The 18,474-nt window shown below is 72.5% G+C and carries 22 protein-coding genes and 1 tRNA gene; 6 read left to right on the top strand and 17 right to left on the bottom strand.

From position 1 onward, the window contains the following. Positions 1 to 46 precede the first annotated feature (46 nt). Positions 47 to 538, bottom strand: a complete 492-nt coding sequence (locus ABT085_RS08220) for a MarR family winged helix-turn-helix transcriptional regulator (protein WP_351603471.1) — start codon at positions 536 to 538, stop codon at positions 47 to 49. Between the two features lie 207 nt (positions 539 to 745). Here ABT085_RS08220 and ABT085_RS08215 point away from each other — a divergent pair, with 207 nt between their 5' ends. Then, positions 746 to 946 (top strand): hypothetical protein, encoded by a 201-nt coding sequence (locus tag ABT085_RS08215; RefSeq protein WP_351603469.1) that lies wholly within the window; start codon positions 746 to 748, stop codon positions 944 to 946. Positions 947 to 1,015: 69 nt separating this feature from the next. On the opposite strand, the gene ABT085_RS08210 is transcribed toward ABT085_RS08215, so the two are convergent. The 9 genes from ABT085_RS08210 to ABT085_RS08170 all read right to left on the bottom strand — a co-directional run bounded on the left by ABT085_RS08210 (position 1,016) and on the right by ABT085_RS08170 (position 6,784). Next, entirely contained in the window at positions 1,016 to 1,612 is a 597-nt protein-coding gene (locus tag ABT085_RS08210; protein WP_351603467.1) for a hypothetical protein, read from the bottom strand. A gap of 298 nt (positions 1,613 to 1,910) precedes the next feature. Next, positions 1,911 to 2,804, bottom strand: a complete 894-nt coding sequence (locus ABT085_RS08205; RefSeq protein WP_351603465.1) for an RNA polymerase sigma factor SigF — start codon at positions 2,802 to 2,804, stop codon at positions 1,911 to 1,913. 382 nt (positions 2,805 to 3,186) lie between these two features. Beyond that, the gene (locus ABT085_RS08200; protein ID WP_502982683.1) at positions 3,187 to 4,161 is read right to left on the bottom strand and encodes an RNA polymerase sigma factor SigF; all 975 of its coding nucleotides are present in this window, start codon (positions 4,159 to 4,161) and stop codon (positions 3,187 to 3,189) included. Positions 4,162 to 4,356: 195 nt separating this feature from the next. Continuing rightward, positions 4,357 to 4,650: a Dabb family protein gene (locus ABT085_RS08195; protein WP_351603463.1), complete on the bottom strand. Its 294-nt coding sequence runs from the start codon at positions 4,648 to 4,650 to the stop codon at positions 4,357 to 4,359. Between the two features lie 95 nt (positions 4,651 to 4,745). Next, complete coding sequence (locus ABT085_RS08190) at positions 4,746 to 4,925, bottom strand: hypothetical protein (protein ID WP_152893628.1); 180 nt, start codon at positions 4,923 to 4,925, stop codon at positions 4,746 to 4,748. 162 nt (positions 4,926 to 5,087) lie between these two features. Then, positions 5,088 to 5,172, bottom strand: a tRNA-Ser gene (locus ABT085_RS08185). 81 nt (positions 5,173 to 5,253) lie between these two features. Continuing rightward, positions 5,254 to 5,685 carry a tRNA adenosine(34) deaminase TadA gene (gene tadA, locus ABT085_RS08180; protein WP_351603461.1) on the bottom strand — a complete coding sequence of 144 codons (432 nt, stop codon included), beginning with the start codon at positions 5,683 to 5,685 and terminating at the stop codon, positions 5,254 to 5,256. A gap of 56 nt (positions 5,686 to 5,741) precedes the next feature. Next, the gene (locus tag ABT085_RS08175) at positions 5,742 to 6,287 is read right to left on the bottom strand and encodes a tRNA adenosine deaminase-associated protein (RefSeq protein ID WP_351603517.1); all 546 of its coding nucleotides are present in this window, start codon (positions 6,285 to 6,287) and stop codon (positions 5,742 to 5,744) included. 302 nt (positions 6,288 to 6,589) lie between these two features. Beyond that, positions 6,590 to 6,784 carry a hypothetical protein gene (locus ABT085_RS08170; protein ID WP_351603459.1) on the bottom strand — a complete coding sequence of 65 codons (195 nt, stop codon included), beginning with the start codon at positions 6,782 to 6,784 and terminating at the stop codon, positions 6,590 to 6,592. A gap of 138 nt (positions 6,785 to 6,922) precedes the next feature. On the opposite strand from ABT085_RS08170, the gene upp reads away from it, so the two are divergent. Next, entirely contained in the window at positions 6,923 to 7,558 is a 636-nt protein-coding gene (gene upp / locus ABT085_RS08165) for a uracil phosphoribosyltransferase (protein ID WP_152893632.1), read from the top strand. 329 nt (positions 7,559 to 7,887) lie between these two features. On the opposite strand, the gene ABT085_RS08160 is transcribed toward upp, so the two are convergent. The 7 genes from ABT085_RS08160 to ABT085_RS08130 form a co-directional block, all read right to left on the bottom strand. Further along, entirely contained in the window at positions 7,888 to 8,535 is a 648-nt protein-coding gene (locus ABT085_RS08160; protein ID WP_351603457.1) for a LytR C-terminal domain-containing protein, read from the bottom strand. A gap of 98 nt (positions 8,536 to 8,633) precedes the next feature. Beyond that, positions 8,634 to 8,930 (bottom strand): type II toxin-antitoxin system VapB family antitoxin, encoded by a 297-nt coding sequence (locus tag ABT085_RS08155; RefSeq protein WP_004943146.1) that lies wholly within the window; start codon positions 8,928 to 8,930, stop codon positions 8,634 to 8,636. Positions 8,931 to 9,358: 428 nt separating this feature from the next. Beyond that, on the bottom strand, positions 9,359 to 9,514 hold the full coding sequence (locus ABT085_RS08150) for a hypothetical protein (protein WP_351603455.1): 156 nt from the start codon (positions 9,512 to 9,514) through the stop codon (positions 9,359 to 9,361). A gap of 59 nt (positions 9,515 to 9,573) precedes the next feature. Continuing rightward, positions 9,574 to 9,915, bottom strand: a complete 342-nt coding sequence (locus tag ABT085_RS08145) for a hypothetical protein (protein WP_351603453.1) — start codon at positions 9,913 to 9,915, stop codon at positions 9,574 to 9,576. Positions 9,916 to 10,007: 92 nt separating this feature from the next. Further along, the gene (locus ABT085_RS08140) at positions 10,008 to 10,679 is read right to left on the bottom strand and encodes an HdeD family acid-resistance protein (RefSeq protein ID WP_351603451.1); all 672 of its coding nucleotides are present in this window, start codon (positions 10,677 to 10,679) and stop codon (positions 10,008 to 10,010) included. A 61-nt stretch (positions 10,680 to 10,740) separates the two neighbouring features. Next, complete coding sequence (locus ABT085_RS08135; RefSeq protein ID WP_351603449.1) at positions 10,741 to 11,337, bottom strand: HhH-GPD-type base excision DNA repair protein; 597 nt, start codon at positions 11,335 to 11,337, stop codon at positions 10,741 to 10,743. 24 nt (positions 11,338 to 11,361) lie between these two features. After that, entirely contained in the window at positions 11,362 to 12,084 is a 723-nt protein-coding gene (locus ABT085_RS08130) for a siderophore-interacting protein (protein WP_351603447.1), read from the bottom strand. An 84-nt stretch (positions 12,085 to 12,168) separates the two neighbouring features. On the opposite strand from ABT085_RS08130, the gene ABT085_RS08125 reads away from it, so the two are divergent. The 4 genes from ABT085_RS08125 to ABT085_RS46660 all read left to right on the top strand — a co-directional run bounded on the left by ABT085_RS08125 (position 12,169) and on the right by ABT085_RS46660 (position 18,395). Beyond that, positions 12,169 to 14,298, top strand: a complete 2,130-nt coding sequence (locus tag ABT085_RS08125; protein ID WP_351603445.1) for a penicillin acylase family protein — start codon at positions 12,169 to 12,171, stop codon at positions 14,296 to 14,298. Further along, positions 14,291 to 14,905 carry a GNAT family N-acetyltransferase gene (locus tag ABT085_RS08120; protein ID WP_351603443.1) on the top strand — a complete coding sequence of 205 codons (615 nt, stop codon included), beginning with the start codon at positions 14,291 to 14,293 and terminating at the stop codon, positions 14,903 to 14,905. The genes ABT085_RS08125 and ABT085_RS08120 overlap by 8 nt, the downstream gene beginning before the upstream one ends. 312 nt (positions 14,906 to 15,217) lie before the next feature. Beyond that, complete coding sequence (locus tag ABT085_RS08115; RefSeq protein ID WP_351603515.1) at positions 15,218 to 17,074, top strand: copper resistance CopC/CopD family protein; 1,857 nt, start codon at positions 15,218 to 15,220, stop codon at positions 17,072 to 17,074. A gap of 376 nt (positions 17,075 to 17,450) precedes the next feature. Continuing rightward, on the top strand, positions 17,451 to 18,395 hold the full coding sequence (locus tag ABT085_RS46660) for a lamin tail domain-containing protein (RefSeq protein ID WP_502982681.1): 945 nt from the start codon (positions 17,451 to 17,453) through the stop codon (positions 18,393 to 18,395). The last annotated feature ends 79 nt before the right edge of the window (positions 18,396 to 18,474 follow it).

Here is an 18,474-nt window from a genome sequence, read left to right as displayed (position 1 = left end):
AGCCCGCACACCGGCTGGTGTGGTCGTTGCCATGGGCTTCCTTCTCTTACGTGCTTGCGGGTGTACGGGTGGTCGTCTCGAGTGCGGGAGGCGGCAGCCGGGGCGAGGAGCGGCAGTCGCCGAAGCTCGCTCTCAGGCGTGTCATCAGCCCTATGAGCTGTCCGACCTCGTCGTCGGTCCAGTCGCTCAGCCGGTCGGCGAGCAGCTCGGTGCTCCGCCGGTACAGCGTGTCGAGCTGGTCGCGGCCCGTGTCCGTGAGGTGCAGGATGCGCGAGCGCTTGTCCGCCGGGTCGGGGGACCGTTCGATCCAGCCCCGCTCGGCGACGTGCGCGACATGACGGCTGGTGACCGACATGTCCACGGCGAGCAGCTCCGCGAGCTTGCTCATGCGCATGTCCCCATGGCGGCCGAGCAGCGTCAGCACGGCAGCCGAGCCGGCCGGGCAGTCGTGCGGCAGGATCCGCCCGAGGTCCCGTTTCACGGCCCCGACGGCGCTGAGCTGGTGCGCCAGCTCCTGGAACTGCGCCTGCTCGGCCATCACACCTCCCGGTATTCGTTGCTTAGGGCAACCATAGAGATGTTGGTTGCTGCAGGCAAATAAAGAGGCGGGGTGCGGGCTCAAAAACTTGGCAAAGGCAAGTATTGCTAACGTAAATCCGCAGGTGGGCCCCGGTGATGCGGGGCGGACCCGGGACCGGAGCCCCCACTTGGGCCGGACCCGCCGAATTCGCTAGTGTCCTGGCCCATGGCTAACTCCCAGAACCCGCAGGGCAACCACGACCCCGCCGGCAGCACCCAGATGTTCCGTGCGTTCGTCGACGAGGCCCCCCAGAGCCGACAGCAGCAGACGGTGGCCTCGTCCGGCGGACCCCGTGTCGGCCTGATCGTGGGCGTCGTCGTCGCCGTCGCGATCGTCGCCGCCGTGGCCTGGCTCGCCCTCAAGTAGGCCGGTCCGCCACCCCCGCCCCCACCACCTCCACCGCATCCGTTCCGTCCGCCACGTTTGTCGTGTCCGTCACTCCCACTGGACGGACACGTCCCGCGTCTCCACGTGCATCCCGAGCGGCACGCGCCACGCGTCGACGCACACCGTCCAGGTCCGCTCCTCCCGGGCGCCGGCCGCGATCGGGACCGGAAGTCCCGCGGTCGACCCGACGGTGGCCCAGTCGACGCCCAGCGCGCCGATGATGTGCGTACCGAAGGTCACCGTGCCCGAACGCACCTCGGTTCCACCGGTGTTGCGCAGCGCGAGGCTCACCTTCTCGCACCACCGCTCGTCCGCCGCCGTACGCACCGGCTCGCCCACGCTCAGGGCGGCAGGTGCGGCGGACGCGGCCGGCGTGGAGGGTACCGACGGAGGGTGGGAGCCCGTACCAGGTCCGGCCGGGACGGACGGCGGCGTCCCGGGGCCCGTACCGCCGGAGGATCCCGTGCCACCGGCCGTACCGTCGGCGGCCGAGGAGTCGCCCGCGGAGGAGCCGTCGGGTGCGGAGTCCGGCCTTCCGGCCGTGGTTCCCGGCCCGGAGCCCGCCGCGCGGCCGCCGCTCGGACCGTCCCCGGCGCTCGGCGAGCCGTTCCCGGCGCCGCTCCCGTCGAGCGGCACCAGTGTCACGCCTCCCGTCGGCCGCCCCGCCCCGCCGGGCGCCGGTGACGGCCCTGCGCCCGCGCCCACCGCGGTGTAACCCCCGCCGTGCCCGCCGCTCCCGCAGGAACCCAGTACCGCGCCCAGACAGACGACGACGGCCGCCGACGCGCCCAGTGCGGCGCCCCGACGGCCGGATGTCGATGTCGGCCGTACATTCCGTACGGCCCTTGCAGCTCGTTCAACCCGTGCAGCCCGTGTCGCTCGAAGCATCGCGCCATGGTGACCGACGCCCCGACAAAGAGGAAGCCCCGCGACCCTTCCGGACTCAGTCCGAGATGAGCCCCTCGCGCAGCTGTGCCAGCGTCCGGGTGAGCAGCCGGGAGACGTGCATCTGGGAGATGCCGACCTCCTCGCCGATCTGCGACTGGGTCATGTTGGCGAAGAAGCGCAGCATGATGATGCGCCGCTCGCGGGAGGGGAGCTTGGCCAGCAGCGGCTTCAGGGACTCCCGGTACTCCACGCCCTCCAGCGCGCTGTCCTCGTAGCCGAGGCGGTCGGCCAGGGAGCCCTCGCCGCCGTCGTCCTCGGGGGCCGGGGAGTCCAGCGACGACGCCGTGTACGCGTTGCCCACCGCGAGGCCGTCGACGACGTCCTCCTCCGACACGCCCAGGACGGCGGCGAGTTCGGTGACGGTGGGGGAGCGGTCCAGCTTCTGGGAGAGCTCGTCGCTGGCCTTGGTGAGGGCCAGCCGCAGCTCCTGGAGGCGGCGCGGGACCCGCACCGACCACGAGGTGTCGCGGAAGAACCGCTTGATCTCGCCGACGACCGTCGGCATCGCGAAGGTCGGGAACTCCACCCCGCGCTCGCAGTCGAACCGGTCGATCGCCTTGATCAGGCCGATGGTGCCGACCTGGACGATGTCCTCCATCGGCTCGTTGCGCGAGCGGAAGCGGGCGGCCGCGTAGCGCACCAGCGGGAGGTTGAGCTCGATCAGGGTGTCCCGGACGTACGCGCGCTCGGGGCTGTCCTCGTCCAGCGCGGCGAGCCGCAGGAAGAGGGAGCGGGAGAGGGTGCGGGTGTCGATCGCTCCCGAGGTGGGGAGAGGCGGGGCCGGCACTGCCTCGAGGGCCGTAACGGCGTCGAGCGCGTCGGGCACGACGGGCACCTCAGCACTCTTCGTGAGTGTGAGCACCTTCGAGCTGCCCTGGTCTTCGGACATGCCACCCCCTTTGGGTCGCGGGACGGTCGCGGCGGAAGTTCCGGCGAGGAACATCAGCTTTCACCTGAATACCGGAGCCGGAGCCACGGCAAACGCTCTTCCCGCAGAATGTCACATGTCGGCAACGCGCTGTAGTGACATGTCGACATGTGAGTAACGAATCGGCCCTGGAAAGACGGGGCCTGACGGACTTTCACCGCACAACTGTCGGGAACGTCCCTGGTGAGCGATTCGCTCTCGACGGTGACCATTCGATCCCGTGTGCGGTTATGACTTGATCCCGTGTGCGGTTCGGCCGTGATCCGGTGTGCGGTCGTGCCGTGATCCGGTGGGCGGTCCCGTGGTGGGCCGGCGCACGGTCAGGCCGTGAACCGGCGCACGGTCAGGCCTCGATGCGGTTCGCGGAGCGCAGCCGCTGGAAGCTGCGCGCGAGCAGCCGAGAGACATGCATCTGGGAGACGCCGAGCTCCGCGCTGATCTGCGACTGGGTCAGGTTGCTGTAGTAGCGCAGGAGCAGGATTCGCTGTTCGCGTTCGGGTAGCTGGACCAGGAGGTGGCGGACCAGGTCGCGGTGCTCGACGCCGTCCAGCGCCGGATCCTCGTAGCCGAGCCGGTCGAGCAGTCCGGGCAGCCCGTCGCCCTCCTGTGCGGCCTCCAGCGAGGTGGCGTGGTACGACCGCCCGGCCTCGATGCAGGACAGCACCTCGTCCTCCCCGATGCGCAGCCGCTCGGCGATCTCGGCGGTGGTCGGGATGCGGCCGAAGGCGGTGGTCAGGTCCTCGGTCGCGCTGTTGACCTGCACCCACAGCTCGTGCAGCCGGCGCGGTACGTGGACGGTGCGAACGTTGTCACGGAAGTACCGTTTGATCTCGCCGACGACCGTGGGCATCGCGAACGTCGGGAACTGCACGCCCCGTTCCGGGTCGAAGCGGTCGATGGCGTTGATGAGCCCGATGGTGCCGACCTGGACGACGTCCTCCATCGGCTCGTTGCGGCTGCGGAAGCGGGCGGCCGCGTAGCGCACGAGCGGGAGATTGGCCTCGATGAGCGCCCCGCGCACCCGGTCGTGCTCCGGCGTGCCCGGCTGGAGGTCCTTCAGCTGGGAGAAGAGCACCTGGGTGAGTGCCCGGGTGTCGGCGCCACGGCGCTTCTCCGGGGCCGGGACGGGGACCTCCTGGCTCCCGGCGTCCTCGGGGCCCTCGGGAGCCTCAGGGCCTGCCAGGCCTGCCGGACCCGCCGGGGCGCCCGGTGCTCCCGGTGTCCCCGGGGCAGGAGGGGTCCCGGGGACCGGGGAGGCCGCGGAGGTCGTCTCCCGGATGGCGGTCTCCTCCTGGGGCGGCGCAGTACTGGCCGACACGGTCAACGCCACCTCTTCATCGGTCAATCATCCGTCAAAAGCGGTCATAGCATCACAAGACATGTGCACAGTGTGCAAGCACCGCATAATGCCGTGTTGGGGGCGAGTTGAAGCAGATGGCACAGGAAAGCCCCGCGACGTTCGCTCCGATGCGGGGCTTCGCGGGGCTGTTCGTGTGGGCGTGGGGCCGGCGGCTCAGAACGTGTAGTCCGCGACCACCCAGGTGGCGAACTCCCGCCAGAGGGCGACACCGGCCTGGTGCGCCGGGTGCTCCAGGTAGCGCTTGAGGGCGTCCGCGTCCTCGACCGCCGAGTTGATCGCGAAGTCGTAGGCGATGGGCCGGTCGCTGATGTTCCAGCCGAGCTCCCAGAAGCGCAGCTCGTCGATCTGGCCGTCGAGCGCGCGGAAGGCGGCGACGCCCTCCACGACGCGCGGGTCGTCGCGTTCCACGCCCTCGTCGAGCTTGAAGAGGACCAGGTGGCGGATCACGGGCACTCCCTAGGGTCGTTCGTACGGATCGGGGCGGCCGAGGCCGTCCCGGCTGCGGGGAGGACGCGATGCCGGGCCGCTCCGAGCGGTCGGCCCTAGTTCTTGGCCCCGTTGGCGATCCAGGTCATGAAGTCGCCTATGGCCTGGGCGGCGTCCGATATGCCCTCGAAGGCTATCTGGACGTAGTCCGCCGCCTTGGCCGGGTCCGTGATGATCACGTACAGCGCGAAGACCACGAGCACATAGACGGCGATCTTCTTCGCATTCACCGCCACCGCGGCCTCCCCTGTGACTGGCGTGCCCCTGGAGCCCTGGCAACGGGCCCTGTTACCGGCGGCGAGTTTAACTTCACGGCGTGTTGAAGGACCAACGATCTTCCGGGAGTTTCCGTCCGGGACGCACGAAGGGCCCCGTCTGTCGACGGGGCCCTTCTTCGGCGGTAGCGGAGGGATTTGAACCCTCGGTGACTTGCGCCACACTCGCTTTCGAGGCGAGCTCCTTCGGCCGCTCGGACACGCTACCGAGGGAGACACTACCCCAAGGTGGGCCGTGCTCTGAAATCCGTTTCCCGGGGACCCCCGGTCCGGGGTGTCCGGGGCGGGTTCAGCGGTCCCGGAAGAACTCGGTGAGCAGCCGTGCGCAGTCCTCGGCCAGGACGCCCTCGACGACCTCCGGGCGGTGGTTGAGCCGCCGGTCGCGCACGACGTCCCACAGGGAGCCGGTCGCGCCGGCCTTGTCGTCCCGGGCGCCGTAGACGACCCGGTCCACGCGGGACTGCACGAGCGCGCCCGCGCACATCGTGCACGGCTCCAGTGTGACGACGAGTGTGCAGCCGGTCAGCCGCCACTCGCCGAGCGCGGCGGCCGCCCGCCGGACGGCGAGGACCTCCGCGTGTGCGGTCGGGTCGCCGACCGCCTCGCGTTCGTTGTGCCCGGCCGCGAGCACGGTCGTACCGTCCGGAGCCAGCACGACGGCGCCGACGGGGACGTCTCCGCCCTGGACGGCCCGGCCGGCCTCGGCCAGGGCGAGCCGCATCGCGGCCCGCCAGCGGTCGCGTACCGGGTCCGGTGTCCGTGCCGCGTCCGGTGCGGTCAGCGGACCGTCTCCAGGACGTCGGCGGCGCCGAGGGCCTCGGCGATCTCGGTCAGCGCGTCGTCCGACAGCTGCTTCAGCTCCTTCTCGCTGATGCCGAGGTCGTCGAGGATGCCGGGGTCGCCGACCGGGCCGTGGGGCACGATCTCGCCGGAGCCGCCGCCACCGGCGGTCCCGTCCTCGTCCTCGTCGTCGGCCTGGTCGTCGCCGTCCTCGGTGCCGTCGAGGTCGAGCGAGTCCAGCTCGTCGTCGGGGTCACCCGGATCGCGGCCGAGCAGTTCGTCGGTGAGCAGGATCTCGCCGTAGCTGCTGCGGGCAGCGGCGGCGGCGTCGGAGACATAGATACGAGGGTCGTCCTCGCCGTCCACCCGGACGACACCGAACCACCCGTCCTCCTGCTCGATGAGTACGAGCACCGTGTCGTCGTCGGGAGAGGCCTCCCGGGCCAGGTCGGCCAGATCCGACAGGGTCTCCACATCGTCGAGCTCCGTGTCGCTCGCTTCCCACCCGTCTTCGGTGCGCGCGAGCAGTGCGGCGAAGTACACCGTGACTCTCCCACTGGTCATAGGCGTGCCGGTTGGGGGTCCCCCCGGCGGAGGTTGCGGGCGGGGAGAGCTGTGCTCCGGGCCCACCCACTCGGAATCGTGGCAGAAACAAGGCCTCCAGGGGACGTCTTCGGCTCCCTGTGTCTGGCAGTTTTGATCGCACGGAGGCAAGTACGTCCGAACAGGACTCACCAGCACACTCGTTGCTGCCACCTGCGGATCGTACGCGGCTTTCCGCCTCGCCCACGCACGGCCACCCGCGTGATCGCCGCCGCCCGGCCGTACCCACGGCGTGCCGCGGGCTACCAGCGGAAGGTCCGCATGCGCATGGCGTGCCGCAGCCTGGCGGTCCTGGCGCGCCGGGGCTGGATGCGGTCGCGCAGCTCCCGGGCCTCGGCGAGGTCGCGCAGGAACTGGGCGCGTCGCCGACGCCGCTCGGCGGCCGTCTCCGGCGCGTCGCGGTCGGGCGGGTCGGACGGTTCCGGAGACTCAGGCACAGCACCACCCCATCCCGGTCGTCATCACCACCTTCCCTCCGACGGGCGGTTCGACGCCAGGGGTCGTCGCGAGTCCGCGCCGGGCACCCGCCGAGTGCGGGAGCGCCGGGCGGGTTCGGCCCGGTTACTGTTGTGGACATGCGTCTCCACGTCGTCGACCACCCCCTGGTCGCCCACAAGCTCACCACGCTGCGCGACCGCCGCACCGACTCAGCGACCTTCCGCCGTCTCGCCGACGAGCTGGTCACCCTGCTCGCGTACGAGGCCACGCGTGACGTGCGCACCGAACAGGTCGACATCGTCACGCCGGTCGCCGAGACCACCGGGGTGAAGCTGTCCTACCCGCGCCCGCTGGTCGTGCCGATCCTGCGGGCGGGCCTGGGCATGCTGGACGGCATGGTGCGGCTGCTGCCGACCGCCGAGGTGGGCTTCCTGGGCATGGTGCGCGACGAGGAGACCCTGAAGGCCTCCACGTACGCCTCGCGCATGCCGGAGGACCTCTCCGGCCGTCAGGTGTACGTCCTGGACCCGATGCTCGCCACCGGCGGCACGCTGGTCGCGGCGATCCAGGAGCTGATCGCCCGCGGCGCCGACGACGTCACCGCCGTGGTGCTGCTCGCCGCCCCCGAGGGCGTGGAGATCGTGGAGCGCGAGCTGGCCGGCACTCCGGTCACGGTGGTCACGGCGGCCGTCGACGACCACCTCAACGAGCACGGCTACATCGTGCCGGGCCTGGGCGACGCGGGCGACCGGCTCTACGGCGCCGCGGAGTAGGCGTACGACCCGGCCGTACGCGGCCCTGAGCAGCCGGCAGGACCCTGGCGGCCGCCAGGCGGCCCGTGGGGCCCTCGGCCGGTCCCGTGGGGCCCTGAGTCCCCCGTACGCCCCCGCCCGCAGGGGCCCTGTGTCTTCTTTTCCCGGGGCCCGGCGCGCGGGCGTGTCGATGCCCCGCGCGGGGATCTCCCGGCGGTCCCGGGAGGGCGGCGTTCCCCGGCGGTCCGGGGAGGGTGTCCTCCGACGGGCCCGCGCGGACGGCGTTCCCCGGGGTCGCCGAAGGCCCCGCGGGTGTCCGCGGGGCCGTGTCCGGACCGGCCGTACGGCCGTCAGCAGCCGTTCTTCTTCGTCGCGGCGGCCGCCTCGGGCGCGTTCAGCGCGGCCAGTGCCTTGTCGGCGTCCGGCTTCGCGGTCAGCTGCTTGAAGGCGGTGCCGATGACGAGGTCGACGGCGGCGCTCTTGCGGGCGGCGTCGGTGCGGAGCTCGGCGGCGGCCAGCTGGGTGCCGAGCACCGGCAGCGAGGTCTTCAGCGAGGACGCGGGGCCGAGCAGTATCCCGGTGCCGGCGACCTTCTTGTCGAACTCCTTGGACGCGTTGCCCACTTCCCCGATGTGGAAGCCGCGTTTGGCGAGCTCGTCCGCGGTCTGCTTGGCGAGCCCGCTGCGGGGCGTGGCGTTGAAGACGTTGACGGTGATCTGGGCGGGCTTGGGCAGCACCACCGCGGCGGCGGCCGCCGAGGGCTTCACCTTGATCCCCTGCGCGCAGGCCGCCTTGGTGTTGGCGGCGGCCTTGTCGCCGCTGCCGGTGAAGACGTCGACGAGCTGGAGTGTTCCCCAGCCCACCACACCCAGCACGGCGACGGAGACGATGCCCACGACGACGAGCCTGCCGCGCCGCCGGGGAGGGCGCATACGCGGGTATTTGTCCCCCGTGATCCGGTACTGTCCGCCCATCCCGGGGGGAGTCAGCATGCTCATGGGCGCAGCGTAGTGCTCGAGGGCGGCCCTGCCTAATAGATGATCATCCGACTTGGTCGAGGAGCACCCGAAAGGGGCAACCGGGACCTGAGCGGGGGTCAGTCCAGTTCGAGGACGCGTGCGTGCAGCACCTGACGCTGCTGGAGGGCCGCCCGTACCGCTCGGTGCAGTCCGTCCTCCAGGTACAGGTCGCCCTGCCACTTCACGACGTGCGCGAAGAGGTCGCCGTAGAAGGTCGAGTCCTCCGCGAGGAGGGTCTCCAGGTCGAGTTGCTGCTTGGTGGTCACCAACTGATCGAGGCGGACCGGGCGCGGCGCGACGTCCGCCCACTGCCGGGTGCTTTCCCGGCCGTGGTCGGGGTACGGCCGGCCGTTTCCGATGCGCTTGAAGATCACACGGAAAGCCTACCGGCCCAGACGTTCCGGGCGCAGCCATGGCGACGGAGTGCGACGCCGGAAAAGACGGTCCAAAGCGGGGCGTTCGGGAACGGGGCCGGAGACGAACGACACCCGGACGGTGCCGCGGGCCGTCGCCCCCGGTGCCGCCGGGCGGTCGCCGCCTTCCTCGCCCCCGGCTGGGGAAAGAGCGAACCCGGGGGAACGGGCGGCCTGTCCCCGGTCACGGCCGGGGCCGTCCGTACGCGGCCCGTCCGCCCCATTCGCCCGAAAGGAGTCGCCGTCCTCGACGGGTGTTGTGCACAGGCTGTGGACCGCGCTCCGGGCGGAGCAGGACCGGACGCCCGCAGCGCCCGGTCCGGCTCCGGATCAGACGGCCGGACCGGACCCCGGGGCCGGTCCCCGGACCGGCCGCGTCACCGCTCTCCTCACGGGCACGGCTGCGGGGGCTCCCCTTCGCTCATCCTTCGCGCCTTGCTCCTCCTTCGTGCCTCGCTCGCCTTCTCGGCTTCCGGTTTCGGCGTGTTGCGGGCGGCCTCGGCGCGCAGCAGCGCGCGCAGGACCGCGTACGGGTCAGTGGGCATGGCTGTTCGTGTTCCTTGCGTCGTACGGGACGGAGCGGACCGGGAGAAACCGGTGCTCGTCAGCAGCGCAGAACCATCGAGCGGGCGGCGGCGTGCGGGGCGTACGCGCGGTGCGGGGTCGGGAGCGGGCCGCGTCCCGCACCGGCCGCCGGGTCCGGCACAGGTGCGGGACGCAGGGCCTCGGCGGGGCGCACGGCGGTACGGCCGGGCGGTCGCAGCGCGGTGTCGAGGACGTCGTACTCGACCGTCTCGCCGGACCCGCAGGCGGCGGCGGCCGGTGCCGTTTGGAGCGTCGCGTGGGCGCCCGGAACGGGCAGGGCCAGCAGCAGGAGGAGCAGCAGGACGAGCACCCGCGGCCGGACCCGGCCGGACGGGGGAAGGTGGGGTGCGCCGCTGCTCACGAAGGTTCATCTCCCCGGGTGACGTACGGCGTCCATCGCGCCGGACGCGAGATCCGCCCGCTCGGCCCAGTGCCGTGCGGCGGGGGCACGGGTCAGATCGTGCGTGGGGTCCGGTGGGTCAGGCCGTGCATCCGGACCGCGGTGACGATCTCGACGATGCCGACCACGATGAGCCAGATCCCGCCCAGCAGCGTCAGGATGGCGACGGACTCCAGCGGCGAGTCGATCAGGACGATCCCGGCGACGAAGGTGACGACCCCGAGGAAGATCTGCCAGCCGCGTGCGGGCATGGCGGAGTCCTGTACGGCGGCCAGCGTCTGGGTGATGCCGCGGATCAGCCAGCCGATGCCGATCCACAGGGCGAGCAGCAGGGTCGACTGCATGATGCCGCGGAAGCAGAACAGGCCCAGCACGATCGACAGGGCGCCGCTGATGAAGGCCAGCACCCGCAGCGAGGTCCTGCGGTGGGTGCCGAACGCGGAGATCAGCTGGAGCACACCGCTGATCAGCAGGTAGATGCCGAAGAGGACCCCGGCGATCTTCACCGAGGCGTGCGGCCAGATCAGGACCAGGACGCCCAGGACGAGGGAGGCGACGCCGGTGAGCAGGACGACCTGCCAGGCGGCCTCGGAGAGGGCGCGCAGAAGTCCGTCGAACGGGGGTTCCGGCTCGTGGCCGTCACGCGGGTCGGACGGGCGCTCGGCGTGCACCTTGCGGTCGTCGAACTCCGGTCCCCAGGAGGGGCCGGTCGGTGGCTCGGTCATGATCCATGCTTGGACCGGGCTCCGGCGTACCGCCACCCGGGACGGTCCGGCCGGCTGACGGTCACCGGCCGGGCGGCGTCTTCGCGGCCTTCGCCGCGGCCTTCATCTCCTGCTTGTGCGCCCGCACCTTCGCCAGGGACTCGGGCCCGGTGATGTCGGCGACGGAGCGGTACGACTTCGCCTCGCCGTAGGACCCGGCCGCCTCCCGCCACCCGGTGGGCCGCACCCCGAGCTGCTTGCCGAGCAGCGCCAGGAAGATCTGTGCCTTCTGCTTGCCGAACCCGGGCAGTTCCTGGAGCGCCGTGAGCAGTTCGCGGCCGCTGCCGGTGTCCCGCCAGACGGCCTCGGCGTCACCGTCGTAGTGCTCGACGAGGTACTGGCACAGCTGCTGGATCCGCTTGGCCATGGACCCCGGGTAACGGTGGACGGCGGGCTTCTCGGACAGCAGCGCGGCGAACGCCTCCGGGTCCATGACGGCGATCGCGGCGGCGTCCAGGTCGTCGGAGCCCATCCGCCGCGCGATCGTCGAGGGCCCCTTGAACGCCCACTCCATCGGGACCTGCTGGTCCAGCAGCATCCCGACCAGCGCGGCGAGCGGGGAGCGGCCGAGGAGTTCGTCGGCCTCGGGGTCCTGGGCGAGGTGCAGGGTGACGTCCATGGGTCGATGATCGCCTGTACCCGGTCAGGTCGCGCGCCAGTACCCCAGCGCGTGCACCCGGTGCCGGGCGACGCCCAGGTCCTTGCGCACGTACGACGACAGCGCCCGGGTCGTCACCGTGTCGCAGGCGATCCACACGTACGGGTCGGTGGTGGCCGCGAGGAGTTCCGGCAGGTCCGCCTTCACCCGCTCCACCAGCCGGGCGCCGGAGTCCTGCCGGGGCACCCGGCGCACCTCGTGGCGGGCCGGGTCGGCGCGCAGCGGGAGACCGTCGGCGGTGCCCTCGAAGAAGACGGTGGCCGGTGCCGTACCGAGCGCCCCCAGCAGGGAGTTGACCGCGGGCAGCGAGGCGGGGTCGCCGATCGCCACGAGGTGCGAGGGCGCGGGGTCGGGCTGCCGGAAGCCGGTGCCCTGGACGGTGACCGCCACGGTGTCCCCGGGCTTCGCCGCCCGCGCCCAGTCGCTCGCGCACCCCTGGTGCAGCGCGAACTCCAGCCCGAAGGTGCCGGCCGCCGGATCCGGGTCGACCAGCGTGTACGCCCGCTGGTGCGGCCGGCCCGCGTCGTCGAACCACAGCCGCACCCACATCGTCGGGTGGACGCCGGTCGCCGCGAGCAGACCGCCGTCGGTCAGGCGCAGCCGCCGGTAGTGCGCGGTGACGTCCTCGGCGTGCGTCACCGTGCAGGTGAAGTCCTTGGCGCTCATCAGTCTGAGGACCGCGCCCTCCCAACCCCGCCCCTGCCCCATGGCACTCCTTCGCGTCTCGCGTACGATTCCCCCGCCTGACCAAATAGTTAGGCAAGGCTAACCTAAAACGCAAAGGGGCCAGGGGTGACCACCGAGATCTACCGGGACACGTGGGGAATCCCGCATCTGCGCGCCGACGACGCCCGTGAACTGGCCCGCGCCCAGGGCCGGGTCACCGCCCGCGACCGCGCCTGGCAGCTGGAGGTCGAGCGGCACCGCGCCCAGGGCACCTCCGCGTCCTTCCTCGGCCCCGAGGCCCTGTCCTGGGACCGCTTCGCGCGCCGCGTCCGCCTGGAGGACACCGCCCAGCGCTGCTACACCCGGCTCGAGGACACCGACCCCGAGACCGCCGAGTGGGTACGGGCCTACGCCGAGGGCGTCACCGAGGGGCTGGCGGCGGCCGACGCCCCGGAGTTCGCCCGGGTGGACCTCGTCCCCGGCCGCTGGGAACCCTGGACCCCGCTCGCCGTCTGGCTCTCCACCCACATCCTGTTCGCCGGTTTCCCCGCCAAGCTGTGGCGGGAGGAGGCCGTACGCCACCTCGGCCCGGACGCGGTCGGCCTGTTCGCCACCGACGGCCCCGGCACCTCCGGCAGCAACGGCTGGCTGGTCGGCGGCGAGCGCACCACCACCGGACAGGCCGTCATCGCCGGTGACCCGCACCGCTTCATCGAGAACCCCGGCGTCTACCAGCAGATCCGCCTCGCCTGCCCCGAGTTCGACGTGGTCGGCCTCGCCGTCCCCGGCGTCCCCGGCATCGCCCACTTCGGCCACACCGGCACGGTCGCCTGGGCCATCACCAACGCCATGGCCGACTACCAGGACCTCTACCGCGAACGGTTGCGCCGCACCGGCGCCGGCGTCGAGGCCCTCGGCCCGGACGGCCACTGGCACCGTGCCACCCGCCACACCGAACTGATCCGCGTGGCCGGCGCGGAGCCGGTCGAGGTCGAGGTGATCGAGACCGACCGCGGCCCGGTCGTCGCCGGCGGTCCCGAGGGGCTCGACGACGGCACCCCGCTCGCCCTCAGCCTGCGCTACCCGCCCCGCGTCACCGCCGACCTCGGCTTCGGCGCGCTCCTGCCGCTGCTGCGCGCCCGCCGGGTCGCCGACGTCGACCGCGCCCTCGACGCCTGGGCCGAACCCGTCAACGTCGTCCAGGCCGCCGACACCGAGGGCGCGGTGCTGCACCGGGTCGCGGGCCGGGTGCCGGTGCGCGCCGAGGCCAACCGGGTCCGGCTGGTCCCCGCCTGGGAGCCCGGCCACGAGTGGACCGGCTGGCACGAGCCGCCCCGGGCCGGACTGGCCGACGGCATCGCGGTGATGGCCAACCAGCGCGGTCTCGCGGCCTCCCTCGGCGTCGAGTTCGCGCCCCCGCACCGGGCCGACCGCATCCGCGCCCTGCTCGACGGGCACCGCACCCTGTCCGCGGCCGACATGCCCGCCGTCCACACCGACACCCATCTCGCCTCCGCCGGGCCCCTGCTGGAGGCGGTGGCGGCCCTCGACGGTCTCCCCCCGCGGGCCGCCGCCCTGCGCGACCGCCTCCTGGGCTGGAACCGCCGGATGGACGCCGACAGCACGGACGCGGCTCGGTACGCGGCCCTGCGCGGCGCGGTCGTCCGCCGGATCGCCGCCCACCCCGCGCTCGCGGCCCTGACCGCTCCGCCCGCCTACGCCGAGGTGCTGCTCCCCTGGCTCGCCCTCGCCCCCCGCGTCGGCTTCGCCCTGGAGCACCTGCTGCGGGCCGAGGAGCTGTACGGCATCGACCGCCCGGCCGTCGTGCGCGCCGCCCTGGAGGAGACGGCCGCCGAACAGATGGCCGGACAGGCGGCCCCTGCCGAACAGGCGGCCGTTGCCGATCAGGCAGACCCGGCCCCGGCCGACCCCGTCTGGGGCGACACCCACCGCCTCGCCCCCTGGCAGGCGATGCCCGACCCGTCGTACACCGGGCCCGCGCTCTCCGGCGACCACGACTGTGTGCTGTGCACCTCCAGCGTGCCCGGCCTCACCGACCTCGCCGCGCGCGGTCCGGCCGCCCGCTATGTGTGGGACCTGGCCCGCCGCGAGGACAGCCGCTGGGTGGTGCCGTTCGGCGCCGACGGCGTCCCCGGCAGCCCGCACCACCGTGACCAGCTCCCGCTGTGGCTCGCGGGAGACCTCGTCCCGGTCGTCACCGACTGGGACCGGCTGGAGAAGGAGACCGATGTCTGATCCGTACGCCGCCCCCGCCCGCGAGGCCGTCCACGAGGAGGTGACCGACGGCTTCGGCACCGTCCGCATCCTCCCGCTGGACGCGGCCGCCGACGCCGAGGTCGTCCATCGCTGGGCGAGCCAGGAGCGGGCCGTCTTCTGGGGCATGAACGGCCTCACCCGGGACCAGGTGGCGGAGATCTACGCCCACCTGGACACCCTCGACACCCATCACGCCTTCCTCGCCGTCCGGGACGGCGAACCGGTCGGCCTGCTCCAGACCTACGAACCCGAGGCCGACCGGGTCTCCGAGTGCTACGAGGTCCGGCCCGGGGACATCGGCGTACACGTGCTGCTCGCGCCCGCCGGGGACGGCGGAGCGCGCCCCGGCTGGTCGTCCGCCCTGATGGGTGCCTTCGCCTCGTACGTCCTGCTGGTCCTGGACCGGCGCCGGGTCGTGGTCGACCCCGACGTGCGCAACGAGCGGGCGATCAGCCGTTTCCTGCGCCAGGGCTTCGAGGCGGGCCCGGTCGTCGTCCTGCCGGAGATCGACCTCCCGGACGTGTATCTGCCCGAGAAGCACGCCCAACTGGCCTTTCTACGCCGGGAGGTGGCCTTCCCCGGGTGACCCCGAGGGGCCCGACGGCCGGCCCGGCGGGCACGACGGGCCCGCGGGGGCCGTGGGGGCGTGCGGCGGTCGTGAGGTGGGCCGGGAGGGGGCGTGCGGCGGCCATGAGGGGGGCCGTGCCCGCCCGTTCACGGCCGGTGTGCACGATGGTGCCCGTGCCCGCCCGTCGGCCGGTGGTGAGCACGGCGCTGCTCCCGTCCGTACCTATCCAGGAGCACACGAGTGCGAAGGCGGAGCGGTGACGTGAGCGAAGGGCCCGATGGCGGACGACGGTACGGCGCACGGCACGGAAACCGGCGGCTTCGAGGGCTGGTGCTGCTGGGCACCGTGCTGGTCCTGCTCCTTTTCGGCGGCGCGGGGCCGGCCTCGGCCCACGCCGCCCTCCGCAGCACCGATCCCGCCGACGGGGCCGTCCTCGAGTCCGCCCCCCGCGCCCTCACCCTGACCTTCACGGAGTCCGTCGGTCTGCTCGACGACTCCTTCCGCGTCTTCGACCCCGACAACCGCCGGGTGCGCACGGGCGAGCCGCAGCACGCGGCGGACCGCTCGGACACGGCCCGGGTCACCCTGCCCGCGAAACTGGGCCGGGGCACCTTCACCGTGGCCTGGCGGGTGGTCTCGGCGGACAGCCACCCGGTCTCCGGCGCCTTCACCTTCTCCGTCGGCGAACCCACCCCGACCACCGCCGCGGTGAACGCCGGCCCCACCGAGGACCCGGTCACCGGCAACCTCTACGACACGGCCCGCTACGCCGCCTATCTCGCCGCGGCCCTGCTCATCGGCACGGCCGCGTTCGTCCTGCTGTGCCGCCCGGCCGACACCGCCCCGCTGCGCACACCGCTCAGGGCGGGCTGGTGGACCCTGCTGGCGTCCACCGTCGTGCTGTTGGTGCTGCGTGCTCCGTACGAGGCGGGCACGGGCCCGGCCGGGGCCCTCGACCCGTCCGCCCTGGCCCACACCCTGAGCACCCGTCCGGGACTGGCGCTGACGGCCCGCCTCGCCCTGCTGGGCCCGGCGGCCGTGCTCCTGATACGCGCCCGCAGGCGCCCTCCGGCCTCCGCGACGGCCGGACCGGCCCTGACGACGACCGGGCCGGCCGTCGTGGTCGCCGTCGGACTGGCCCTGACCTGGGCGGCCGCCGAGCACGCCTCGGCCGGCCTCCAGGTTCCGCTGGCGATCACGTCCTCGGTCCTGCACCTGCTGGCGATGGCGGTCTGGCTGGGCGGTCTGACGGCGCTGCTGATCCTGCTCCACCGCACCACGCTCCCGGCCGATGCGGTCGCCCGCTTCTCCCGGGTCGCGTTCACCGCCGTCACCGTGCTGGTGGTGACCGGCTTCTACCAGTCCTGGCGCGGTCTCGGTTCCTGGTCCGCGCTCACCGGGACGGACTACGGCCGCCTCCTGCTCGCCAAACTGGCCGGGGTGACGCTGCTGCTGACGGCGGCGTCCTTCTCCCGGAGCTGGACGGCCCGGCCCGCGGCGGCCAGGGCGGCCACCGGGGAACGGGTGCCGGTGACGGCGGGCGGACCACCGCTCCCGGAGCGGGAGCCGGAGCCGGAGACCGCCCGGGGGACGGAGGCGGTGACCGTCCCGGCATCGGAGGCGGAGACGGCATCGGAGGCAGAGGCGGAGACGGCATCGGGAGCGGAGACGGGAGCGGCGGCCGACGGCGACACCGTGCGCGGCCTGCGCCGTTCCGTCCTGGCCGAGGTCGCCGTCGCGGCGGTGGTGCTGATGGTCACGACGGCCCTGACGGGCACCACCCCCGGCCGGGCCGAGACCGAGGCGGCCGACGCGCGGGCGTCCGCTCCGGCCACCGGTATCGCCACCGCGTCCGTCACCCTGGTCCCGTTCGACGTCGGCACCCCCGCGGTCCACGGCACGGTGCAGGTCACGCTCGACCCCGGCCGGGTGGGCGACAATTCGGTCGAGGCCGTGGTCTTCGGCCCCGACGGCGGCCTGTCCTCGGTGCCCGAACTGCGCCTGACCTTCACCCTCGCCGGTCAGAAGATCGGCCCGCTCGACACCAAGGTGACCGACAGGGGCGGCTATTGGGCGGCCGACGCCTTCAACCTGCCATTGCCCGGAACCTGGACGATGAAGGCGACGGTCAGGGTCTCGGACGTGGACCAGGTGAGCGAGACTCGGCAGGTACGGATCGAGCGCTAGGGGCGGCAGATCCTGGAGATTCCTGGTCGCGCAGGGTGGCCGGATCCGTAGGAAATTGTTACCCACTTTCGGGCTATGGGGTGGTTTCGCCGTATTGACGCCCCGGGATGGCGGGAGCGTGCAGCCCAGTCGCCGCAAGGGGTGACGAAATGGCGGGGCGTCAACATCGTGCATATCGCGCATAGATGGACATTGCATCCGAGGGTAACGGAAGTGTGATCACTTGGTCACACAGTGCGCGTATCGCGTTCACAGCGCCGCCCGGCGGCCAGAGTGTGAATGCACGGCCAGCCGGTCGTCGCAAGCACACCGCACCACCCCCGACCAGGCACGTCGTCACGGCCGGGAAGGTGCCTGCACCATGCAAGGGGACTCCGTGTCCGTTTTCGTTAGCCCTCGCCGTCTGGCCGCCGCGACGCTCGCGGCCGGTGCACTCGTCGGAGCGGTGGCCCTGCCGGCGTCCGCTGCCGACCACGTCGTCCGCGCGGACCGGTCGCGGGTCGAGATCAGCGACGTGCACCGCGACGCCCTGAACCGCCACGACCGCTTCTACGGCTCGAACTTCTCGCTCAACAGGGAGTGGGTGCAGCTCAGCAACTACAGCGGCCGCAGCGTCGACCTCAACGGCTGGACCCTCCGGGACGAGGACGGCCACAAGTACACCTTCCGGCACGTCCGTCTGTACGCCCGGTCCACGGTCCGTGTCCACACGGGCATCGGCCGTGACACGCGCACCGACGTCTACCAGGACCGCCGCGGCTACGTGCTGGACGACCGGTCCGACACGGTCACCCTGCGCAACGACCGCAACCGGTTCGTCGACTCCTACTCGTGGCGCGACCGCGACTACCGGGACTGGAACGGCCGGGACGACCGTCACGACCGGAACTGGAACGGCCGGGACAACCGCCACGACCGGAACTGGAACCACCGCGACGACCGTCACGACCGGAACTGGGACGGCCGTGACAACCGTCACGACCGCAACACCCACGACCGTGGCGACCACAACAACCGGCCGGGCCAGTTCCCCGGTCACCTCCCCGGTCAGCTCCCCGGTCACCTTCCGGGCCAGGGCAACCAGGGCAATCACGGGAACCAGGGGAACCAGGGCAACCAGGGCAATCACGGGAACCAGGGCGGCAACCAGGGCAACCAGGGGAACCAGGGCAACCAGGGGAACCAGGGCAACCAGGGGAACCAGGGCAACCAGGGCAACCAGGGCAACCAGGGCAACCAGGGCAACCAGGGCAACCAGGGGAACCAGGGCAATCACGGGAACCAGGGCGGCAACCAGGGGAACCACGGTAACCACGGCTGACCGGCCGCCGCCGGATGTGACCTCTGAAGGGCCCGCCGGCAGCTAGACGCGATCCTTGGTCAACGTAGAAGGGCCCCAC

The organism is Streptomyces sp. NPDC002265 (genome assembly GCF_040296125.1).
In the GTDB taxonomy this organism is placed as follows: domain Bacteria; phylum Actinomycetota; class Actinomycetes; order Streptomycetales; family Streptomycetaceae; genus Streptomyces.
The sequence above is the reverse complement of the archived record's forward strand: the minus strand, read 5'-3'. Positions and strand labels throughout refer to the sequence as shown.